We start from the raw sequence: 22,515 nt of genomic DNA on the forward strand, positions 1-22,515 counted from the left end.
TATTAAGACACATTATGTAACTTGTGAACAACTTAGCCTACAGAACTAAAACATATGTGTAACAATTTACAAACTTTAAGCATTCTTCTGAATATCGAGATCCAAAACAACAATATTGGCAACGTTCCTTACATTCCTTTGGGCGATCGCTACATCGTTACAGAAGACTACCTAACAAAAGAACTGGAGTTGAATGACCTTCACCTTTATCAATGGACAGTAAAATCGCTGAGTGAAATACTGAATTTCGCTGCTCGATTATGAATAAAACCCAACCTCTTTCTTTTCTCTGTTTTTTGAAGCAAACAAAAGCTAAAAATGTCTTATTTTCGACTAAATGCTCATGCATTTAGCTAATACACAGATCTTGGAACAACGACACACACAACAGAACGAATGAAAAGGGGAACATTTCTAAAACTGAGACAATTAGGACTCATCATTATTATATGGATGTTCATTGGCTTTATAATAGCTATATATGATCATTTAGTGTTGCATACCCAAGTATCGCTAGGTACGACGGCCAATTATTCCTTCTTTATTTCCGTACTTAGGAATATAGGAGCGGGTCTCATTGGTGCGCTATTGGGTGGCAGTATACTCGTTTTTTACATCAACGAAAAGTTCAGAGATAAACCTTATGGTTATACCATTTTAATTGTGATTATATGTTTTGTGCTTATCGTCGGTATCATTACACTTGTTATGGGTCTAACAATCGTACCCTATCAATTGAAAAGGCCACTATCCGATCCCGCCACCCGACAGGCGGTTGTTTCGTTCATGACAGATAGTTATCCACTAAAGAATGGCTTGGTTTGGGCCTTCATTGTCGCGCTCACCCAGTTTCTTCTACAGGTGAGCAGTAAATTCGGACATGAAACATTTCTCCATATTTTGACAGGCAAATACAATACGCCCAAGGCTGAAAAGCGCATTTTTATGTTTCTGGATTTAAATGCATCCACCACCATAGCAGAGCGGTTAGGTAACGAACGGTACCATTCGCTTCTTAAAGATTTTTTTGCTGATATTACCAACCCAATTCTTGAAAACAAGGGAAATATCTATCAATATGTTGGAGATGAAGTAGTAGTAGCATGGAGCTACAAGGATGGCTTGGAAAAGTCTCACTGCCTTCGTTGCTTTTTCGATATAAAGATGACTATTGAAGATAAGAAAGATAAGTACGAACAATCGTATGGTTTGGTGCCAACCTTTAAAGCGGGTATTCATTCGGGTAATGTCATCGCGGGTGAAATAGGTGTTGTTAAAAGAGATATCACCTACTCAGGTGACGTGTTGAACACGACTTCTCGTATATTGGGGAAGTGCGGAGAATTTAAGGAAGAAGTAATCATCAGTGCCGATTTACTATCTCTGTTGAACAGCGCCAAGGAATACAGCAGCAAACTGTTGGGTAGCATACGATTACGGGGAAAAGAACGAGAAGTAGCTATTCTCGCACTTTTACCCAACTCGATCGATTCAGCTGGCAGCTAATTCATTTTCCAGTTCGAGTAAAGCTCTTTTTCGCCAGATGCCACCTCCATAGCCCGTTAGCTGTCCATCTGATCCGATCACCCGATGGCAGGGAATCAAGATGGATACCCTATTCATACCATTTGCGTTTGCAACAGCTCTAATAGAAGCTTCCTTTTCCATCATTTGCGCCTGCTCCTTATAAGAGATGGTTTGACCATAGGGTATACGTTGAAGGGTGTTCCAAACTAGATTTTGAAAATTTGTGCCTGGTGTAAAAAGCGGGACCGTAAACTGTTTTCGCTGGCCGGCAAAATATTCGGCCAATTCAATTTCCAACTGTCTGATATGCAAGTTATCACCTTGCATGATAGTTGCATTTAGCCTTTTAGAAAGTGCTTTAAATTCCGTTTCAAGCATCTTTCTATCCGTAAACTCCAACAAGCAAATTCCCTCCGTAACAGCACAGGCAACCATGGTTCCGAGTGGTGTTTCCAGACGTTTCAAATCAATTACTCGTTGCTCCTTTGAGTGCTTGGGAGATACCCCGAAAATTGATTTAAATGAATCTCCAAACCCGCTCAACGATTCGTATCCCACATCAAAGGCCGTTGCTGTAATAGATTCACCTCTTTGAATACGCTTGAAAGCATGGTTGATGCGAAACATTCTTTGATATGCCTGAAAAGTCATACCATGGTTTTTTAAAAACCAGCGTCTCATCGTACTGGGTTCAACACCCATTTGCAGCAAATCACTGTCTCTGAATTTCCTAGTGGGATTTTCAGCAAGTTGATTCAGGATATTCCTTATGCCATCAGGTGTCATATTATATTTTTCTAAGGGATGACACACTTTGCAAGGCCGATACCCCTTCATTATGGCCTCTTTTGCGGTTTTAAAAAATTCAACGTTTTCTTTCTTTGGTTTCCGTGCAGTACAAGTGGGGCGACAAAAAATACCGGTCGTCTTTACGGCCGTGAAAAAGATCCCTTCAAAAGAGGAATCTTTGTTTACGGCAGCTTCATACATTAGATCTATTGTTAATTGCATAATACTGTATTTAATAGATCAAAAATAGCTCAATCGACAACATAGGCACAACCGAAAACTTAACAAGTATTTTTAGGAGATCAGCTTCAATAGATCGCCTTCGCTTTTTACTTTTCCTTGCTCAACAAGTAGCTCGATTGCACGCGCAACTTCATTTCGTACTTCTTCTGTCAATCTACCGAAGCCCAGCGCTCTGCTAACAAGCGGGAAGAGTGCTTCCGGTACAATAGCAATGGAACGGTCAATTATTTGCAAAACAGCAAATGCTATCTCCTCGGGTGCGATATATTGAATCTTTTTTGATGTTGCAGGCAAATTAGTCCGATCTCTTACCGGCGGCTCATTTTGCTTGCCTCTCCACAAAAAATCACCTACGCGCCGGATGGTTCTTTTCTTTTCCGCTAAATGACTAGCTATCGTTAAAGTGTCTCGCATGCGTGCTCCTAATTTTGAAACGCCAACGGCATTTACAATACGTCTAGCCATCTCTTCAAAGTGAATCGGTCCTTCAATTTTCACTATATATTCTACCCATTCAACAATCTCTTCAAGAGGATGCTGATGTAGGTTAAGACTCGATGACATCTTCGGTAATTCTGCGATTTCGTAGAGCTCAAAAGATGCGGAACTCGGTTCAACCAGCTCTTCACGCATTAGGTCAGTAAACTCTTCTCTATACGTGGCTTCGGAAACATCTTCCATCAGGGACTTTCCTTGAGCTTCTTCAATAGCTTCCAGCAAAGCCTGCAATTCTCTAGCTGGATTTCTGTACCAGCTAACGCTCCACACGCGGTATAGGTTCCAACCCATATTGGTTAATACCTGTTCCCGCAAGCGATCCCGATCGCGTGCTGATCTTGCCTTCGCGTAGTTCTCGCCATCACATTGAATTCCAAGAATATAACGATCCGGATATTTTGAGTCAATCACCGCCAAATCCAGATAAAAGCCAGCTGTACCAACGTTTTTTCTTACATGATATCCCTTTTCTTCCAAACTGCTTTTTACGAGGTCTTCAAAAGGAGTTTTTGCTACAAGTTCGGACTCGTCCTTTGCTAAGAAATCTCCATGTTGCGCAAAGTATAAAAAGCGCTTGAGCGTGTAGATTCCTCTTTTATTCGATCGATTTAAATCAATATCCTCCGCTGTAATATTGGTAAACACCTCACATCTCATCTTGGCGCGTGTGATTAACACATTCAGTCGCCGTTCGCCCCCATCGTTATTAAGCGGTCCAAAATTCATCAACAATTTGTCATCTTCACTGCGACCATAACCCACACTGATAAAAATCACATCCCGTTCATCTCCTTGAACATTCTCAAGGTTTTTTATAAAAAAGGGCTCGTTGGAGTGACTTTTAAAAAAACCTTCCATTTCAGGCTGCTTACGCCTCCTAATTTCCAAAGCCAGCTGGATAGCCTGCATTTGTGTTGAACTGAATGCAACGACGCCCAAAGTAAGATGAGCATGTTCTGCGGCATGCGACATAACCGCGTCGGCCACGGCTTCTGCCTCCAGCGGATTGGTACGGGTTTTTCCTCGATCATATAAGGCATTCTCTAAATAATGATATTTTAGGCCCATATGAAACGCTGAGCCGGGACTCGGAAAAACCACTAATTTGTTTTCGTAGAACTCTCGGTTCGACAAACCGATAAGTGCTTCATGTCGACTTCGATAGTGCCAACGTAGCATCGACTGGGATGCTCCCTGCCCTTCACATAATCCCAATATACTTTGCACATCTGCCGTAATATTCTCCTCTTCTTCCAAATCATTGTTCATTGTATCAAAGAAACTTGTCGGTGGCAGTTGCTTACTGTCTCCTACTACTACTAACTGTTTTGCACGCAGAATAGCTCCTATAGCTTCAACAGGACGCACTTGGCTCGCCTCGTCAAAAATTACCAAATCAAAATCTACACTTGACGGCGGTAAAAAATTAGCAATCGAAAGCGGACTCATCATGAACACGGGTTTAATCGCTTGGATTGCCAGTCCAGCTTCTTGCATAAGCCGCCTAATAGGCATATGCCGCGCCTTTTTATTGAACTCGGTTCGTAAGACATTTACTTGCCCACCGGCCTCCTGCCTTGGAATATCTTCCCAATGTTTTAAGGCTACCAAGGCCCTATGGTATTGTTGATTCAGCAAGTCGAGCTTCTTGAACTTCGATAAAGTTTCTTCATGACTGTTTTTTTCAAACTTTCGCAAGGCAGGTTCATTGAACATGACCTGTTCAATAAGCAACTCGTACCAAGTTTTTTGTAGTGCTGTTTTAAGATGATCCTTTGCCTCCGGCCAAAATTGAGCAACAACCGTAATCCGCTTCAAGTCGAGTTCTTCTGCTTGTTGTGTTAAATTATTCCACGCAATTGCATCGTTGATCTCAACGAAGTTGTTATTCCATCTATTTAAAAGATCCAACTGAATGGAAAAATCTTCGGCCAATAAGCCCTTCTCAAACTTTTTTTGGTCATCATAGGCAAGTCGTTCCAAAACTTCCCGCGACTTTCTATGCTGCTGTTCCAATAAATCTGTTAGAACCTTTACGTTATTTTGAGCAACTGACGGTTCATTGTAGCGATTTAAATAAGAAAGCAAACAAGCAGGGTACTTTTCTTCTAACACGTCTTGATGTACTTGTGATAAAAAAGCAGCAATGCGTGTCATGGTAACGAAATCTGATTTCTCTCGTTTCCAAGTTGTTCCAAAAAGCTTCTCTGCTAAGTCCTGATATTCCAATAAACTCTTTCTTAAGCGTTTTACTTCCAGTATCGCATTGACGTAATTTAATCGTGTGTTTATGTCGTCGGGAAGTGTTGTCCGACAGATGACAGCAAGCTGTTTCGTACTTTTTCTGTAGTCACTGATCAAAAAGCGATACCATTTCCTTCCATGGCTCATCAAACACTGTCTGATCGCTAAAACTTCTTGCTCCCAAGCTTCAGGTAATAATACCGACTCATATTGTCGATAAATTGCTGATAGCCTTTCGCCGGCCTCTATAAATTCGCGGATGTCTTCCTGCTCGGTGATCCATTTTTTTGATAATACGTCTACATTGTCCAATTGGGGCGCTTTACCTGCAATATCAAAAAGGGCAATGAGCAAACGGATGTCATCCGTATTTTTGGAGCCCTTAGGACCTTCATATCTTCACCTAAGCGCTGCCCTTGATACAGGAGATCTTCACTCGCTTTCTTACTTCCCTGCAGCAACGCGCGGATTTCGTCATGTTCATGTGGTAACAAAACCTCTAGGCCACTGCCCCAAAACAGTAATTCCGCCGGTATACCAATCTCCCGCAAACTTGCCTGAACGCGTTCAGCAAAGGCTTCGGCCTTTCGCATGCGTTCCGCATCCCAACTTTGCAAATCATCCAATGGTATTTTCGGCAACTTGAGGTTACCGATGGCATCCTGTATAGCCATTAGATGCCCAATAACTTTGTGCGGCGTCAACTCACTCTTTTCAACAAAGGTATTAATAGCTTGACAGTATGCGTTGAGCTCATCTTTATATTCGCTGAGCAGGCTGACCTCTCGCTCTAAGTGGGCAAGAGCAGGTCGTCCTAAATCCATTGTACGCCGCAACTCCTCATGTAGCTCTTTTTTATTGCTTTTATGACTATGCAACTCAATACAGGCATCACCGAGATTGATCATATCCAATCTCCTCTTCACCACTTCCAAAGCTGCTAGCTTCTCCGCTACAAACAAGACCTTCTTACCCTGTCCGATTGCATTAGCGATCATATTGGTGATGGTTTGCGATTTACCGGTTCCGGGAGGCCCCTGAATTATCATATTCTTTCCTTCATTAACAGCAAGCAGGGCGAGCAATTGCGAGCTATCAGCATCCATCACATGAAAAATCTTGGCCGCTTCCGGATACTTATCCAAGTCATGTTCCTCATTGGCTGTCGGCGCAGACTCCTTAAAACCATCCGTAAACAGTGCCTGTAAAAGCGGTTGGTTCGCGGGCTTATTTTCCGATGGCCATTGATCGCTGTCGAGATCATGGTAGATCATAAATTTCCCAAATGAGAAAAATCCAAGCTCAATATGGTCTCGATCTATCTTCCAATTGTCCTGACTGCGAATAGATTTTTCAACGACATCGAAATAGGCATCCATACCAAAGTCTTCGATATCCCCCATATCCGGAATTACAACATGAAAATCAGACAGCATTTTCGCCTGTAACGATAAATTTGCACCAACCTCACCTCCTGAATACCGTAATCGAAAACGTTCTTGGGCACTGGATCGCTCGAGTGATACGGGTATTAAAACCAAGGGAGCATGACGAACTTCATCGGATTGATTACTTTCGGTCCAATGAAGCATACCGAGTGCTAGATAAAGCGTGTTTACACCCTGTTCCTCGATACAGGTACGAGCGTAATAAAAAGTATTTAATAATTTAGTTTGTAAGCGACTAACCAGTTCGTCTGTTTGCAGTTTTGTATCTAAGTAGGCATTTTCCGGTACTTCCGCATGTAATTCAGCCGGTAGAGACAAACCATTATTTCGAGCTTCCTTTTCGGATAGGCCAATAAAGCTCAAGGCTTTTCCTTGCCTTACTAACACTTCATATATAGCGGTACTTTTTTCGTGAATAATATGTAAACCCCTACTTTTCGACACCCGATAGTTTAGTAACGGGTTGCGTAATCCTAAATCTAAAAGTTCTTTACGGGCAGATTCGAGGCGGGCTAAGACAGTTTCATTCATAACATCTTTTATTTCAGACGTGGGATAAGGCGATTAATCCCAAACACCATTTTCGGCTGTTAGAATCAATGGTTTTCCATCTGTAACGACAATGGTATGTTCATGTTGTACGGCATAGCCACCTTTATTGCCAACTAAAGTCCATCCGTCCGGCTGTTCAACGGCGAGGGTAGAATCAGTAGCTATAAAAGTTTCGATGGCTACCACGGAATTTTTCTTAAATCTTCTTCTATCAAAGCGATCTTTATAGTTTAGGATATTATCCGGTTCTTCGTGTAGGCTCTTCCCGATGCCATGTCCAGCTAAATTCTTTATAACTTTATAACCCTCCTTCTTTGCCTCTCTCTCCATTACTTCGCCAATATCAGCAATCCGGACACCACCTCTAATACGATTAATTGCCATTTGCAGAATACGCTTGGAAGTATGTATCAAATGCATTTTTTTATGAATATCCTTTCCCAATATAAAAGAGCTTCCATTGTCTGCCCAAAACCCATTCAATTCAGCCGATACATCAATGTTCACTAAATCCCCTTCCTGAAGTACGCGTTCCGCAGAAGGGATACCATGAGCGACTTCGTTGTTGACACTAATACAGGTGCACCCAGGGAAACCATAGCTCAGTGCAGGAGCTGACCTTGCACCGTATGTTTGCAAGATCTCAGCGCCAAAGTCATCTAATTCCTTCGTCGTCATCCCAGGCTTAGCATAGGTCTGCATTGCCTTCAATGTCGTTGCTACGATCTTGCCTATTTTCATCATTCCAACCAATTCTGATTCTTTACTTATTGACATATTATTTATTTAAGTCATTCTAATTAAAGCTAAAAGCCTTGTTCTCTTGTTAACAAACTTAGAGAATTTACCGCTCATATACAATCGTGTGCCTCATCGTTCAGTCATTCGACGCGGCGCCATTGAATTTTTAATCGTAAAAATTGCTTAAAAAATACAGAATTATTGAATATTAGTTGGAATTTAGCTGAGGGAGGGCTCAATCGCTTGAAACGATAAGTGAAACAAAACAAGTATACTCATTAATGACTTAACAATAAATTACTTGAAAATGAAAATAGGTCTAGCTGCAGATCATGCGGGCTTCGAGCAGAAGCAGCAACTGCTTAAACAACTAAGTGAAAAAGGTTTTGATGTGACCGATTATGGTGCTACTAGTTACAATGCCACAGATGATTATCCGGATGTTATTAAGCCGTTGGGCCTCGCTTTGGCAAAGGGCGAGGTAACAAGAGGTATTGCCATCTGCGGAAGCGGCGTAGGTGTATCGGTTGCTGCCAATAAAATTCCCGGGGTGCGAGCGGCGCTTGTAACCGAGACTTATTCTGCACACCAAGGTGTAGAACATGATGATATGAACCTGCTCTGTCTAGGGGGAAGAGTAATCGGGCCCCAACTGATATGGGAACTGGTAGAAACTTTTTTAAAGGCCCGGTATATTGGAGAGGAACGCTTCCAACGTCGCCTTGATAAAATAATTGCATTAGAACAACAGTTTGCAACGTTTAAAAATATAGATTAGCACAAAAACAGATTCAGAAGACTCAATAATAAAATTATACTATATGGAATCATTCGATTTTGGCATTGTAGGCCTAGGTGTTATGGGCAGAAACCTACTACTCAATATGGCTGACCATCAATTTGCCGTGGCGGGGTTAGACTTAGATGCGGCAAAAGCCAATTCATTGGAAAGCGAAGCGGATACAGGGCAGCGTGTAAAAGGCACTACCGCTCCTGAGGAATTTGTTAAACTCATTAAACGTCCGCGTGCTATTATGCTACTTGTTCCTGCGGGCAATCCGGTAGACGCCGCGATTGAAACGCTTCTTCCCTATCTCGAAGAAGGCGACATCGTCATCGATGGCGGAAACACCTATTTTCCGGATACGGACAGGCGGGTTGCCAGCCTTGCAGAAAAAAAAATACATTTCTTCGGTATGGGAATTTCCGGTGGCGAAAAAGGTGCGCGTTTCGGTCCTAGTATGATGCCGGGTGGCGATAAAAAAGCCTACGAGCGTCTTCGCCCAATATTCGAAGCAATTGCCGCTAAAGTAGATGGCGAACCTTGTGTGGCTTATCTCGGCAATGGTTCGGCAGGTAATTATGTTAAAATGGTGCATAATGGTATAGAATACGGCATCATGCAGCTCATTGCCGAAACGTACGATTTACTAAAAAGAGGATACGCTTTTGATGATGAAACCCTCCAGCAGACTTTCGAAGAATGGAATCAAGGCGAACTTCAGTCATTCTTAATTGAGATAACAGGTGAAGTCTTGAAAAAATATGATGATGAAACCGGCCAGCGATTGATTAATCTGATCTCCGATCGTGCACGCGCCAAAGGTACAGGAAAATGGACCTCACAAAATGCGATGGATCTACAAGTCCCCATCCCATCCATCGACGTGGCTGTGAATATGCGTGACATATCCATTTATAAAGAAGAACGTATACAGGCGGCCGAGCAACTTACCTGGGATTATACGGTTGGCTCTATTGACGCCAATGAAAAGTCGGCCCTGCAAGAAAAAGTAAAGAATGCATTTTATTTTGCTATGATTACCATTTATGCACAAGGCCTGGCGCAACTCCATGTAGCCTCCAAAACATATGATTATGGTTTAAACCTAGAAGAGGTTGCCAAAATATGGCGCGGCGGTTGTATTATTAGGGCCCTGTGTCTAGAAGATTTTCGTCAAGCTTACAAACGTACGGCTTCGCTACCTAATATTTTGTTAGACCAAGAAATCGGTCGTAAACTAGTAGATAGACAGGCTGATTTACGAGCGATTGTGAAGGAAGCAGTTGACAAAGGCATTCCGGTTCCGGCTTTTATGTCGTCTTTAGCCTATTTCGATGCTTACAGAAGCGCTACGCTTCCGACGAATCTGATTCAGGCGCAACGCGACTACTTTGGTGCTCATCTTTACGAACGCACCGACAAGCCAGGTACATTTCATACACAATGGGACTAAGAGGTTAATTATAGCAGTATCCATTTTTTATATGTTTTAAACCATCTAAAAGAGATCTGCCATAATTACTAGTTCGACAGAAAACAAAAAAGAAAAGAACAAGAACATGAAAACAGGTAAAAAGGCAACTCCTACCATTATCGTAATTTTTGGAGGAACCGGCGATTTAGCTAAAAGAAAATTAATTCCCGCATTCTATAATTTATATTTAGACGGTTGGATGCCTGAAAAGTTCGCCATTATCGGATTGGGAAGGACCGAGTTAGATGATGAACAATATAATAATCATTTGCATGAAGGGCTGATCGAATTTTCACGAAAAGGCAAACCGGATGAAGCACAATGGGCTAACTTTAAAAAAAATGTCTCCTATTTTAAATCAAATATCAACAATACCGGTGATTATTCCGTATTGGCCGAAAAGCTAGATAAAATTGATGCTGAGTGGGGCATGCGAGCCAACCGCCTATTTTACTTGTCGGTAGCGCCTCAATTTATTGAAGCGGTAACCGTCAACCTACATGACAGCAAACTGGCATCAGAACCCGTTTCCGATCGGATTATTATAGAGAAACCATTTGGTCATAACAAAGAAACCGCGATTGAGTTAAATAATTTATTAACACGTACGTTTCAGGAAGAACAAATCTATCGAATTGATCACTATCTTGGTAAAGAAACCGTACAGAATATTTTGGCTTTTCGCTTTGCGAATGCGTTATTTGAACCCCTGTGGAATCGAAATTATATTGATTCCGTACAGATCACGGTAGCTGAACAGGTAGGTGTCGAAGAGCGTGGGGGGTATTATGAGGGTTCCGGTGCTTTACGTGATATGATCCAAAATCACTTACTCCAAATTCTTTGTATGGTGGCTATGGAAGCGCCGGTTTCGTTTCAAGCAGAAGAAATAAGAAATCGAAAAGTAGATGTGCTAAGAGCTGTCAGACGAATTAAACCGGAGGATGTACATCGTTACGCCGTTCGAGGTCAATACGATGCGGGGTGGATACAAGGAAAAAAAGTTCCGGGGTATCGGGAAGAGCCGGAGGTGTCTCCAAAATCTAACACAGAGACTTACGTCGCCATTAAATTTTACCTAGATAATTGGCGTTGGCAAGGAGTGCCATTTTATTTACGAACGGGTAAAAGGATGCAAGAAAAAACGTCTTCCATCACCATACAATTCCGGCCCGTTCCACACTCCACTTTCCCTGAAAGTCAATCGGATAGCCTTATGCCTAATCGACTGACAATTAACATACAACCTCAGATGGATATCCGCCTGCGTTTCATGGCTAAAAAGACCGGATTAGAAATGAACCTTAACCCGGCAGAAATGATATTCGACTACGACACCTGCTCAACCCAAACACCCGAAGCTTATGAAACCTTGCTTTTGGACGCTATGCGCGGGGACACAACGTTGTTTATGCGATCCGATCAGGTAGAAGAAGCATGGGATGTAATTATGCCAATATTGGACACTTGGGAATCCAGAGAATCGCTTGATTTTCCAAATTACGCGGCCGGTACTTGGGGACCCGAAAATGCCGAGGCATTAATTGCCCGCGATGGGCATGTATGGGCAACAAACCTCCACCCGAAAGAACACCACTAAAAATTTCAAGATGATTAACGTTTTCAAAGATATTGATACACTGAGCAAAAGTGCGGCTGAGCATTTTGTACAAATCGCCCAACATGCAATCGAGTCGAGCGGTCGGTTTTCCGTAGCGCTAACGGGAGGGAGCTCTCCTATTCAGCTCTATCACTTACTTGCTGAACAGCCCTATGTAGAACAAATCGATTGGACGAAAGTATTTGTTTTCTGGGGAGATGAGCGGTGGGTACCGTTAACCGACGACAAGAGCAATGCAAAAATGGCATTTGAAACGCTGTTAGACCATGTTCCCATTCCAAAAAATCAAATTTTCCCGATGTGGAAGGCAAATACTACACCGGAGGTTTATGCATTGGAATATGAACAACTATTACAAACGCATTTTGGTACGAATCCACAATTTGACCTGATATTATTGGGCATGGGAGAAGATGGGCATACGGCTTCTTTATTTCCGAACACGGCCGTTTTAAAAGAGAAAAAAAAATGGGTCGAGGCCTACTACTTGGAACCGCAACAGATGTATCGCATTACATTAACAGCCCCTCTTATTAATCAAGCGAAAGTTATTGCTTTTATTACTTACGGAAAAGGTAAAGCAAAAGCACTTTATGAAGTCTTACACGGGGAACCCAATCCAAGCCAGTATCCATCGCAGTTGATTAGGCCGGCTCAGGGTGAGGTTTACTGGTTCGTAGATGAGGCCGCCGCAAATCGAGTGAGATAACCTGGAAGAATTGTATCGCAGAAAGATGAAATATATAACGAGCGGTATCTTTTTCCTCTTCTTCACTACTATTGCCATTTGTCAAACATGGGTGACAGGCAAAGTCATTCGGATTGCGGACGGGGATACCATTACCCTTTTAGATGAAAATAAACAACAACTGAAAATCCGTTTATATGGTATTGATTGCCCTGAACGCCGTCAAGACTATGGTATGATAGCGAGGCAGTTTACAGCCGACCGTTGCTTTCGGCAAGTGATAAGAGTCGAAATAAAACAAGCGGATCGTTATGGTCGTAAAGTCGGTATCGTTATCCTACCAAATGGAAAAAATTTAAATAAAGAACTGCTGAAAGCAGGACTTGCATGGCACTATCTTAGCTTTGATCATTCAAAAGAATTTGCTGATCTTGAAAGAAACGCAAAGCAAAAAAGAAGAGGCTTATGGCGCATGAACAAGCCGGTTGCTCCCTGGTTATATAGGAAGCATGCAGCCTGATTTTATGAAGCTGTCGATCAATGATCGGCAGCTTTTATTTTTCCTATTCTTTGTTTTTCACTCGTTCCTCCAACCTCTTAGGTGCAATATTGCAATAGGCCGTTATTACCGCGTCTTTGAAAAGCTCCTCTTCAACGTGATCAAGCAGTAGAAAGGTCCATCCCCGCTTACCCCATTTATTTGGCACTGGATAAATACTGGATTTGTTAAATGAGGAAAAAACATATTGATCGATTTCCGAAAGTTTAACGCATGCGCTGTTTTCGAATTCAGAAAGTGTAGCGAAAATCCTTTTATTAACTACAAAAGATGCTTTATCAAAGTGTGCTCGTTCCATTACTTCAGGAAGTGATAAAGCTAATTCTCTGAATTGACGGATAGTAACCATAATGAGGAATCTTAAGATGTTAAATAAATTTACTCAAAACAGATTGGATATACAAAACAATTGTGACATCATTAAAATTCAGTGCTAATTATATAATTCCATTCATTGACTGTATCTTATCCAATTCAGGCATTGGAGACGATTACACTTCGCAATTAGTTAGTAAAAAGTGCGATAAAATACGGAGATTATTTTTTAAGTTTGTTCATATTGATAGACAAAAGCCCATTACCGTTTAACTTCCTACTGATCCATTTAAGAAAGATAAGGTGACGGCTATCAACATTGTAAACACTCAACTTATAAACAACATGGCAAAATATTCAATTCTGGTAAACGATAAAACCTACGAGGTGGATGTAATGGACGACATGCCGCTTTTATGGGTTTTAAGAGATGTACTGGGTATGCGGGGAACAAAATTTGGATGTGGCAAAGCACTGTGCGGTGCCTGCACGGTCAATTTAGATGACACCGCTATTCGATCATGCAGTTTCCCTATATCAGCAGTTGGAAAGGGAAAAATCACCACCATCGAGGGAATTTCGGATCATGGTGATCACCCTGTTCAAAAGGCTTGGGAGCAGTATGTTGTACCGCAATGCGGTTATTGTCAAACTGGCCAGATCATGAATGCGGTAGCGCTGTTAAAAAGTAATCCCCGCCCTTCGGAGCAGGAAATCGAACAAGCAATGCAAGGTAACTTATGTCGATGTGGTACATATAATCGCATAAAAACAGCTATTTTAAGTATCGCCGGCGCATAGTTTTTATTATCAACCAAGGCAATCAACAATATGAACATACCTACATTCGATAAAAAAGACCTGAAGAACGTAAGTTCACAAATCTTTAAAGCATCAAGAAGAGATTTTCTAAAAATAGGCGGTATGCTTGCGGGCAGTTTCGCCCTCGGCGTTAGTTTTTTCAGCTGCAATGAGAAAGGAGAAAAGATCAGTTCCCTCGCTCCCAATGTGTACCTACAGATTACATCTAAAGGAGAAGTGATCATTATTGCCCATCGTTCTGAAATGGGACAAGGTATACGCACCTCACTTCCCCTTATTGTAGCAGACGAGCTAGGGGCCGATTGGCATAAAGTTCGCATTGTACAAGCAGAGGGGGATGAAAAGAAATATGGAAGCCAGAACACCGACGGTTCCTTTTCTGTGAGAATGTTTTATAAACCTATGCGCGAGGCCGGTGCGGTTGCCAAATTATTGCTAATTCAAGCGGCAGTTAAGCTGTGGCAAGTCCCCATTGAGGAATGCGATACCGCTAAAAATCAAGTTGTACACAAAGCCTCCGGTAAAGCAATTGATTTTGGAGAATTAATAGAATCTGCTAAAAACTTACCTATTCCCCGCATACAAGACATTAAACTAAAGGAAAGACAGCAATTCACGTTGATCGGTAAAGCAACACCCATCATAGACCTACACGAAATCGTTAGTGGTACGGCCGTTTTTGGCATCGACGCCGTTGTCGATAATATGAAAATAGCGGTGATTAAACGCTGTCCTGTGCTAGGTGGTAAAGTAAAATCATATGACGACAAAAAAGCACTGGCTGTGCCTGGCGTACTAAAAGTTATCCCTATTAAAGGAGGGGATATTCCGCCTACGATTGAAAAACCCTTAAGTGGTGTAGCCGTAATTGCAGCGAATACCTGGGCAGCTATTAAAGGTCGGGACCTTTTAGACGTAACTTGGGATTTAGGAGAACATGCTACTTACAACTCCGCGCAACAATTAGAGGAACTGAGTAAAGAGGTTTTGAAAAAAGGTACGCTCAGAAGAAATCGCGGTAACTTTGATCAAGCAAAAGCACAGGCTAAAAAAGTCATTGAACATACCTATATAGCTCCGTATTTAGCACATGGAACCATCGAACCTCCTAATGCTTTAGCAGTGGTAAAAGACGGAAAATGCGAAGTTTGGGCCCCAACACAACATCCACAGGGAGCCAGAGACGCCATCGCTCAATTTCTAGGAATTTCCGCGGAAAATGTAAAAGTCAATGTAACCCTATTGGGTGGCGGTTTTGGAAGGAAATCGAAACCCGATTTTATCGTAGAGGCGGCCTTGTTAGCTAAAGAATCCGGTTTCCCGATTAAAGTGCAATGGACGCGTGAAGACGATTTGCATCACGATTTCTTTCATGCACTGAGTGTGCAGCGAATTACCGCCACTATTGATCAGAACAATCAAATAAGCGGCTGGAACCATCATATAGCCTACCCCTCCATTAGCGCTACTTTTGATGCGTCGGTATTACAACCTGCCGACGGTGAATTGGGCCAAGGAGCAAGCGACTTTCCTTACAATGTACCTGCCGTCAGGGTGGAAACCCATGATGCAAAAGCACATTTAAGAATTGGATGGCTCCGTTCGGTACGGAATATTCCACAGGTTTTTGCCATTGCTACGATGTTGGATGAACTGGCTGAAGCGCGAGGAATAGACCCCGTTCAACAGGCACTATCTCTCCTGGGAGACGATCGTTCGATCACCTTTGATGAGGAGATGGTGAATGGAAAATATGGTAATTACGGAGAGGATATCAGTACCTATCCTTGGGAGACTGCGCGTATGAAAAAAGTCATAGAACGAGTCGCCAAAGAAGCAGGTTGGGGTAAAAAACTACCTGCGGGTTCGGGACTGGGTTTTGCAGCGCATAAAAGTTTTCTGACCTATGTTGCTTGTATAGTGGAAGTAAAAGTAGGTCCGGATAACAAAATCAATATTCCTCATGTGCATTATGCGGTAGATTGCGGTACGGCAGTCAATACGGATCGAATTAAATCACAATTTGAAGGGGGTGCGCAATTCTCTACGAGCATCGCCCTAAAAAGCGAAATCACCGTAGAAAATGGAGCCGTCGTACAAAACAACTTTGATGCTTATCAAATTGTACGCATGCCCGAGTCACCTCAACAGATTCATGTCCATATTGTGGACAGCGAAGCTAAACCAACCGGCGTTGGTGAACCTCCCGTACCGCCCTTTACGCCTGCTTTGTGCAACGCCATCTATGCTGCAACCGGAAAAAGGATTTACCGGTTACCTATTGATTTAAAAGAACAACGGAGCTATTAAAATATATCGTTATCTACCCTTCCGTTCCATTTGTGGAACGGAAGGGTTTCATATCGTGATTATAATAGCAATTAGCTATAAGCAGTAGGCCCTAAGCACCCACATGCGGCAAGCAGGCTCCATTATCAAATTGGCTAACCGACCTTAGGGAGCTCATGAGTGCCGAAAAAAGCAAACACTTACGAATAATTGGCTATTTGGCTAATTAACTAATTGGCTAATTGGCTAATCATCTAGTTCCCTACTCTACTACTCAACTATCTTAAATCGGAGCACCGTAAAGGAGTAGGCAGGTAATTCATCTTTGAAGTTCTTCGTTACAGCTATCGGCGTACTTTTTGGTCTGAGCGCTTCATCTTCCGGATTCCCCGCTAAGCTGATTTTTAAGGCATCAGTTGAGATGTTGCCTAACGGTTCTAAATTCAAAGCCACCCGTGTACTAACCGGTAAAAGGTTAACTATTTTCACAATGGCATCTCCGGATTTTGTATCACGTACGACCGATATAGCCAAACGTTTTTTAACAGCCTCTTCGGTGTTGGATAAGCGAACTTGAGTGGGCAGATAAATATCACCGGCATGTTGCCCATATATCTGCTGTACAAAGTAACCGACCGTAGGTTTCACTTCTGTGTTATTAAAATAAATAAGATCGGGCTTCCATTGCGTATGATCTTCTTTAGCTAATAAAGGTGCGTAGGAAGCCATGCTAACCACATCCCCATTACGCTCCAAGCTTGTTAAATGTATCGCCTCGGCGAGAGCCGTTTCCAGGTTACTAGGCCTACCTGGCAAATGAGCCGCGTATTCACCTAAATATACCTTAGCCTTTGATCGATCATACTTATCGTAATATGCTTGATTATGAATAAACCAACCCGGTGACTGGTAATAATGTTCATCCACCATAGGTACTTGAAGTTTATTAGCAATCAGCCAACCTTCCGTATAATCAGTACCTTCAAAACTTGGCCCAACCGTACCGATCACTGTTATTTCAGGATGTTTTTCGCGTACCCGGTTAAAGATCATGGTAAAACGTTCTTCAAAAATATCGGATATAAGATCTTCATTACCGATACCGATATATTTTAGATTGAATGGTTTTGGGTGGCCTGCCTCTGCGCGCTTTTTCCCCCAAACTGTATGCGTATCTCCGTTCGCATATTCAATCAAATCCAGCACCTCCTGTATATAGGCTTCCATCTCTGCCATCGGTACCCCGCCTTGCTGACCGGCACCGCCCGTGGATGAGTTTTGACAAGGCACACCCGCCGGAACTACCGGTACTGGCTCAGCCCCAATATCTTCACAAAACTGGAAATATTCGAAGTAACCAAGCCCGGCCGTTTGATGGTAATTCCATAAATTTCGTTGCGGTACCCGAGCTTCCAACGGACCAATTGTATTTTGCCAACGATACATATTTCCCAAACCATCTCCATGTGCGACACAGCCGCCTGGAAAACGAACAAACCGCGGATGTAGATCAGCTATGGTTTGCGCTAAGTCTGCACGCAAACCATTTTTCCGCCCTTTAAAAGTCTTCTCCGGAAATAGCGAAATCATGTCAAGCGCTATTTCCCCCGCCTCTTGTGGAATAATCTCCAGCGATGCTTTGGCCGCGTCTGCTTTCACTGAAATCGCCGCTTCATACTTTCTCCAATTACCTTTAATAGCCCGAATGCGAGCTTCACCTAATAGCTTACCATGCTCATCAATTAAACGGATTAGAAGCGCTATGGCTTTCTCTTGCGGGTTCCTCGCAAATAAAGAGACATTATAACGCTCTCCGGCTTTTAATGGAATGCCGTCGAAACCGGCATTGACCAAAGCAGTGCCTGCCTTTTCAATATTTAAAATCGCATAATGTACGTTATTTGGGTGTAAAGGGTTTACGCTATCTATCTTAAATGTTCCCTCCTCTCCTTTTAAAGACCATGCCTTATAACTATGCCAGCTGGTATCGCTACCTTTTTTATCACTTAAGCGATATTCAAAATCTCGATTCTGCACTAATTCGGCATATAAACCACCATCAGCAGCATAATTAATGTCCTCGAAAAAAACACCCATTAGCAAATCACTGATTTTCTTTTTATTTTCCACATCAATTTGTACCTCCACATCGACTGGTTTTAAAGAAGCGAATCGAATACCATCTTCAGCCGTTTTCTCCGACCATAATTCCTGTTCATAGGCTGCTTGCTGTTGAGCCTGCAGTAAACCTTTAATTACATTCCAAGACACTTTATGGACGGTTCCATTTTCCTCCCCATTTTCCAAACGTATAGTATGCCTATTATCAAACGTAGCTTTAGCAACTGGTTCTGGAGGTGTATAATTTTTAAAGTCAAGTGTACTACTTCTATAATAAGTAGCATCGGCTCCCCCATTCGTACTCTTCCACTCCACTATAAATTTTCCATGCTCTTTATCAAAGGAAAGAGCGGGAAGCAAACAATTCTCTTTTTGCATCAAGATAGGATAAGATTGTCTTCTCCAATACACAAGATCTTTTGAAGTTACGTGCACAACAACACCGTCAGTTTCGTTGACCGACCAGACAGCATGCCATAAGCTATCAGGACCATAGAACAAAAAAGGTGTAAGCATCCGTTTCTGAGCTCCCCAAGTCCCATAATCGCAACGGACGTAACTGTACTCCGGTCCTATTGCATGCCACTTTTTGCGATCGATACTCCATGCGAAATGTAAGCCGTTCCGTCCTCCATTTTTTAGAGAAGCATAGGCAAAAATATAGGCGGAATCCGGTTCTTTCGTCATCTCAGCAGCACCTGCGCGCGTCAAGCTTAGTAACGTAGAGGCAATAAGTAATATCAAGTACTTTTTCATGAATTTGTATACGGTTTATTTGTTATTAGCTTTCAAACGAGGAATATTCACTTATTTCAACAACCTTATTTCTAAAATTTTTCCCGTAGCTTCTTTATTACATGCTTTGATTTTTACCCTTAATTTATCTTGATCCGTATCAGCGGCTTCAAGATTAAAAGTCGAAATATCAATTCCTTCTGCATCTGTCGTTCGAGACGTTACGGAAACTTTTTTATCATTTATCCATAGTTCATAGCAAGCGGTTGCATCATGTTCATGTTTAATGCTTATTTTTTTACTTTGTCGACCATTGTTAAGCATTTCATAACTAAACCATCCCCTTGCCGCACGCCAATGATAATCACCCAAGACACCTGTATAGGAATCCTCTTGCTGCATATGATGATCTGACTCAGGTTGCTGTTCACCCGATACTACTACATCTATGGTTTGTCTATCTAGCTTTAACTGTGCTTCTTCGCGCTGACGTGCAACACCGGCAATACTATCTAATGACCGTTTGTCGGCCGTACGCCAATAAACGGTATAACGCGCATCATGTACCGAAAAGAAAGGCTGTAACGTTACTTTCGTTGCTTTGCCATTTTTATATAAGTGATCGAGTTCAAACAACAACTTATTCGCATCCAGAACTTTTGCGTACTTATTAAGTTCCCCACTTTCAGGTACAAGGATCGGATTGGCATCCATCGGAAGTAATGCTCCCGCAGCGATATGTCCCATTCGTTTGTCATCTGCAAAAAGCCCCTTTAAATCTTCCGTTCCATTTTTTGAAGCCAACACAATGGGACCGTAGGTATAAGAAACCCAAGGCTCGCCACTGGGCAGCAGCTCCGCATTGATTTGCATAGGTAAATTAAAAGTAATAATCGATTGCCCTACCCATTTACGATTGATTTTCAAATATTCTTTATCTTCCTGATAGCTTATCAGCTTTCCGTTTACTAATAGGTTGATAGGTTGTTTTCCTAACCATTTTGGTTTACGAATAAACACGGAAAAGGTTTTTGGATTTGCCACCTCAATTGTTACACTGCTTTTCTGTTCATAGGGAAACCGTGTACGCTGCGTCAGCGATATGCCCTGTTCCTGCCATTTCAATGTAGACGGGATAAAGAGATTGATGTAGAGGTCCTGTCCACTATGCGTATAAATTAACTCACCATATTTACCGTGATTTTCTAAACCACTACCCACACAGCACCAAAAACAAGCCTGCGCTTGCGAATACACTCTGTAGTGATTGGGACGCATTGGTGTGAAATATACAAAGCCGCCTTCCTTCGGATGCTGTGATGAAAGGATATGATTATAAGTTGCTCTTTCATAATAATCGATGAATTTGCGATCCGGCCCCTGTAAGAAAAGATCTTTGGAGAGCTTCATCATGTTATAGGTATTACAGGTTTCAGGCCCCTCACGCGAGGATAGCATTTTTCCAAAGCTATTAAGTGCATGGAAGTGTTCACTTTCACTGTTCCCACCGATCGATACGGTACGATGTTCTACGACGGTCTCCCAAAAGAAACGAGCAGCATTCGCCCAGCTCATACTATCGGCCAGCGCCGCAATTTTTTCAAAGCCAATGACCTTCGGAATTTGCGTATTGGCATGTAAGCCGGTCAGTTCATCCTTTCCAGCAATTAAGGGCTGCAATATGGCACGGTGCGAAAGTCGTTTAGCCATGGTTAAGTATTTTTGATCACCACTTATCTGCGCTAAATCCGCAAAAACTTCATTAATTCCACCATGTTCCGAACGTAATATCGTTTGAATCTGTTCATCAGTAAGTCCACCGAAAACACTTAACCACCAATTCCCTAGCTTAAGAACCATTTGCCGGGCATGCTCATTGCCTGTATAACGATATGCATCAATTAAACCGGCAAAGAGCTTATGAATGTTATAAATGGGAACCCATTTTCCATTTAGAGAAAAAGATTGGGCCTCTATTTTCCCTCTTTTAATGTCGTTCCACATTTGCTTGCCTCCCGGTATACCGCCCACGTAGCCGTCCGAATCTTGATTCTGACAACGTTTTAACTCGCTTAACATATAAGTAAGTCTATCCTGTATAACTTGATTTTCTGTTGCTGCAGCCATAAGCGATAGTGCCGAAAGGTAATGCCCCCCTATATGGCCATCCAAGCCTGTGTTTTCCCAGTTACCATAACTAGAGGCTTTCGGCTCAAGCCCCGCCTCTCTTAAATAAGGAGCTAGCAAACGATCCGGGTTTAATGCCAATATATATCGAAGATCCGTTTCCTGCGCGTCCTTTAACGGGCCATCAGCTAATCGTATGGATGCTAAAGGAAACGGCTCCATTTTAACTCTTTGAGCCAATGATCGCTGATTCATTCCAAGCCATAAGCTAATAAAGATCAAGAAAGAGGATACCAAGCACAGTGGGTTACTTCTCATTTGTATTAATTGGTTAGAAAATAAGTGTTACATTAACAATTATAAATCAAATATATTAATACTATTCAATAAATCAAATAAAAGCATGAAAAACACCGGATATTTACGCTTAATTCCCGCTGTATATGCAAGAATTTCGCTTTTAATATAAACACCTTTATCTATATGTTAAAGGCGAAACCGACCAACGGGAGTTCACCGAGGTAATCAGGGATTTCGTCTTTAAAAAAGAACATTTATTTTAGTCAATTTTATTTACGTTTTATCTTGATGATTTTTTTTATTTCATCTCTCTTTACCTTGATGCAAAGAGAGGCAAACATCAAGGCTGCACATCCTTTCGCTAAAGATTTAGGCCCAATGTTGAATCCTGTGGAGCCGCTCCTTCCCGCCAGTCTTCCCCTTCGCTTCTTCACATGATTTTTTGTCCTCGGCTATCCTAAATCTTCTTCACGCTCATGCTGTGAGGCCGTTTTGCCCTACGCACTGTAGCCTGGTATCAGCACTGCCGTTCCGAAGTGCATCAATGGCCTAGTCTGTGGAGGTAGCAACCGGCAGTCAAAGATGCCCCTTCACCATTATCGTGCGAAGCAGGTGGTAATGAGTGAATCGACGAACGA

Annotated in this window: 16 protein-coding genes; 9 read left to right on the forward strand and 7 right to left on the reverse strand. The window is 42.2% G+C overall.

All coding sequences use genetic code 11. The features are described 5' to 3' along the window. Positions 1-54: 54 nt before the first annotated feature. Together QT327_RS01240 and QT327_RS01245 are read left to right on the forward strand one after the other, a co-directional pair. Complete coding sequence (locus QT327_RS01240; RefSeq protein WP_013667506.1) at positions 55-264, forward strand: hypothetical protein; 210 nt, start codon at positions 55-57, stop codon at positions 262-264. A gap of 132 nt (positions 265-396) precedes the next feature. Beyond that, the gene (locus QT327_RS01245; protein ID WP_289551713.1) at positions 397-1,506 is read left to right on the forward strand and encodes an adenylate/guanylate cyclase domain-containing protein; all 1,110 of its coding nucleotides are present in this window, start codon (positions 397-399) and stop codon (positions 1,504-1,506) included. On the opposite strand, the gene QT327_RS01250 is transcribed toward QT327_RS01245, so the two are convergent. The 4 genes from QT327_RS01250 to map all read right to left on the reverse strand — a co-directional run bounded on the left by QT327_RS01250 (position 1,492) and on the right by map (position 8,078). After that, on the reverse strand, positions 1,492-2,538 hold the full coding sequence (locus QT327_RS01250; RefSeq protein WP_289551714.1) for a bifunctional transcriptional activator/DNA repair enzyme AdaA: 1,047 nt from the start codon (positions 2,536-2,538) through the stop codon (positions 1,492-1,494). The genes QT327_RS01245 and QT327_RS01250 overlap by 15 nt on opposite strands. Positions 2,539-2,610: 72 nt before the next feature. Further along, entirely contained in the window at positions 2,611-5,655 is a 3,045-nt protein-coding gene (locus QT327_RS01255) for a DUF3320 domain-containing protein (protein ID WP_289551715.1), read from the reverse strand. Beyond that, entirely contained in the window at positions 5,601-7,280 is a 1,680-nt protein-coding gene (locus QT327_RS01260) for a DUF4011 domain-containing protein (RefSeq protein WP_289551716.1), read from the reverse strand. The genes QT327_RS01255 and QT327_RS01260 overlap by 55 nt, the downstream gene beginning before the upstream one ends. A gap of 33 nt (positions 7,281-7,313) precedes the next feature. Beyond that, positions 7,314-8,078, reverse strand: coding sequence for a type I methionyl aminopeptidase (gene map / locus QT327_RS01265; RefSeq protein ID WP_013667510.1), 765 nt, complete (start codon positions 8,076-8,078; stop codon positions 7,314-7,316). A 271-nt stretch (positions 8,079-8,349) separates the two neighbouring features. Here map and QT327_RS01270 point away from each other — a divergent pair, with 271 nt between their 5' ends. The 5 genes from QT327_RS01270 to QT327_RS01290 all read left to right on the forward strand — a co-directional run bounded on the left by QT327_RS01270 (position 8,350) and on the right by QT327_RS01290 (position 13,129). Next, positions 8,350-8,820, forward strand: coding sequence for an RpiB/LacA/LacB family sugar-phosphate isomerase (locus QT327_RS01270; RefSeq protein WP_013667511.1), 471 nt, complete (start codon positions 8,350-8,352; stop codon positions 8,818-8,820). 43 nt (positions 8,821-8,863) lie between these two features. Then, complete coding sequence (gnd, locus tag QT327_RS01275) at positions 8,864-10,279, forward strand: NADP-dependent phosphogluconate dehydrogenase (protein WP_289551718.1); 1,416 nt, start codon at positions 8,864-8,866, stop codon at positions 10,277-10,279. A 106-nt stretch (positions 10,280-10,385) separates the two neighbouring features. Further along, complete coding sequence (gene zwf / locus QT327_RS01280) at positions 10,386-11,900, forward strand: glucose-6-phosphate dehydrogenase (RefSeq protein ID WP_289551719.1); 1,515 nt, start codon at positions 10,386-10,388, stop codon at positions 11,898-11,900. A 10-nt stretch (positions 11,901-11,910) separates the two neighbouring features. Beyond that, positions 11,911-12,630, forward strand: a complete 720-nt coding sequence (pgl, locus tag QT327_RS01285) for a 6-phosphogluconolactonase (RefSeq protein ID WP_130855357.1) — start codon at positions 11,911-11,913, stop codon at positions 12,628-12,630. A gap of 25 nt (positions 12,631-12,655) precedes the next feature. Continuing rightward, a complete protein-coding gene (locus tag QT327_RS01290; RefSeq protein WP_130855356.1) occupies positions 12,656-13,129 on the forward strand; it encodes a thermonuclease family protein in 474 nt (157 codons plus the stop codon). Between the two features lie 43 nt (positions 13,130-13,172). On the opposite strand, the gene QT327_RS01295 is transcribed toward QT327_RS01290, so the two are convergent. Continuing rightward, the gene (locus tag QT327_RS01295; protein ID WP_130855355.1) at positions 13,173-13,517 is read right to left on the reverse strand and encodes an MmcQ/YjbR family DNA-binding protein; all 345 of its coding nucleotides are present in this window, start codon (positions 13,515-13,517) and stop codon (positions 13,173-13,175) included. Positions 13,518-13,828: 311 nt separating this feature from the next. Here QT327_RS01295 and QT327_RS01300 point away from each other — a divergent pair, with 311 nt between their 5' ends. Continuing rightward, positions 13,829-14,284 carry a (2Fe-2S)-binding protein gene (locus tag QT327_RS01300; protein ID WP_013667517.1) on the forward strand — a complete coding sequence of 152 codons (456 nt, stop codon included), beginning with the start codon at positions 13,829-13,831 and terminating at the stop codon, positions 14,282-14,284. A gap of 30 nt (positions 14,285-14,314) precedes the next feature. Further along, complete coding sequence (locus tag QT327_RS01305) at positions 14,315-16,615, forward strand: xanthine dehydrogenase family protein molybdopterin-binding subunit (RefSeq protein WP_289551721.1); 2,301 nt, start codon at positions 14,315-14,317, stop codon at positions 16,613-16,615. A gap of 249 nt (positions 16,616-16,864) precedes the next feature. On the opposite strand, the gene QT327_RS01310 is transcribed toward QT327_RS01305, so the two are convergent. Then, the gene (locus QT327_RS01310; protein ID WP_130855353.1) at positions 16,865-19,471 is read right to left on the reverse strand and encodes an alpha-L-arabinofuranosidase family protein; all 2,607 of its coding nucleotides are present in this window, start codon (positions 19,469-19,471) and stop codon (positions 16,865-16,867) included. Between the two features lie 51 nt (positions 19,472-19,522). After that, positions 19,523-21,895: a glycoside hydrolase family 127 protein gene (locus QT327_RS01315; protein WP_289551722.1), complete on the reverse strand. Its 2,373-nt coding sequence runs from the start codon at positions 21,893-21,895 to the stop codon at positions 19,523-19,525. Positions 21,896-22,515: the final 620 nt, after the last annotated feature.

The organism is Olivibacter sp. 47 (assembly GCF_030372825.1).
In the GTDB taxonomy this organism is placed as follows: domain Bacteria; phylum Bacteroidota; class Bacteroidia; order Sphingobacteriales; family Sphingobacteriaceae; genus Olivibacter; species Olivibacter oleidegradans.

Excerpts from the sequence above, each read along its gene's own strand:
- QT327_RS01295 (WP_130855355.1), bottom strand. The coding sequence starts at position 13,517 with ATGGTTACTATCCGTCAATTCAGAGAATTAGCTTTATCACTTCCTGAA.
- QT327_RS01260 (WP_289551716.1), bottom strand. The coding sequence starts at position 7,280 with ATGAATGAAACTGTCTTAGCCCGCCTCGAATCTGCCCGTAAAGAACTT.
- QT327_RS01305 (WP_289551721.1), top strand. The coding sequence starts at position 14,315 with ATGAACATACCTACATTCGATAAAAAAGACCTGAAGAACGTAAGTTCA.
- gnd (WP_289551718.1), top strand. The coding sequence starts at position 8,864 with ATGGAATCATTCGATTTTGGCATTGTAGGCCTAGGTGTTATGGGCAGA.
- QT327_RS01315 (WP_289551722.1), bottom strand. The coding sequence starts at position 21,895 with ATGAGAAGTAACCCACTGTGCTTGGTATCCTCTTTCTTGATCTTTATT.
- QT327_RS01310 (WP_130855353.1), bottom strand. The coding sequence starts at position 19,471 with ATGAAAAAGTACTTGATATTACTTATTGCCTCTACGTTACTAAGCTTG.
- QT327_RS01270 (WP_013667511.1), top strand. The coding sequence starts at position 8,350 with ATGAAAATAGGTCTAGCTGCAGATCATGCGGGCTTCGAGCAGAAGCAG.
- QT327_RS01250 (WP_289551714.1), bottom strand. The coding sequence starts at position 2,538 with ATGCAATTAACAATAGATCTAATGTATGAAGCTGCCGTAAACAAAGAT.
- QT327_RS01240 (WP_013667506.1), top strand. The coding sequence starts at position 55 with ATGTGTAACAATTTACAAACTTTAAGCATTCTTCTGAATATCGAGATC.
- map (WP_013667510.1), bottom strand. The coding sequence starts at position 8,078 with ATGTCAATAAGTAAAGAATCAGAATTGGTTGGAATGATGAAAATAGGC.
- QT327_RS01300 (WP_013667517.1), top strand. The coding sequence starts at position 13,829 with ATGGCAAAATATTCAATTCTGGTAAACGATAAAACCTACGAGGTGGAT.
- zwf (WP_289551719.1), top strand. The coding sequence starts at position 10,386 with ATGAAAACAGGTAAAAAGGCAACTCCTACCATTATCGTAATTTTTGGA.
- QT327_RS01245 (WP_289551713.1), top strand. The coding sequence starts at position 397 with ATGAAAAGGGGAACATTTCTAAAACTGAGACAATTAGGACTCATCATT.
- QT327_RS01290 (WP_130855356.1), top strand. The coding sequence starts at position 12,656 with ATGAAATATATAACGAGCGGTATCTTTTTCCTCTTCTTCACTACTATT.
- pgl (WP_130855357.1), top strand. The coding sequence starts at position 11,911 with ATGATTAACGTTTTCAAAGATATTGATACACTGAGCAAAAGTGCGGCT.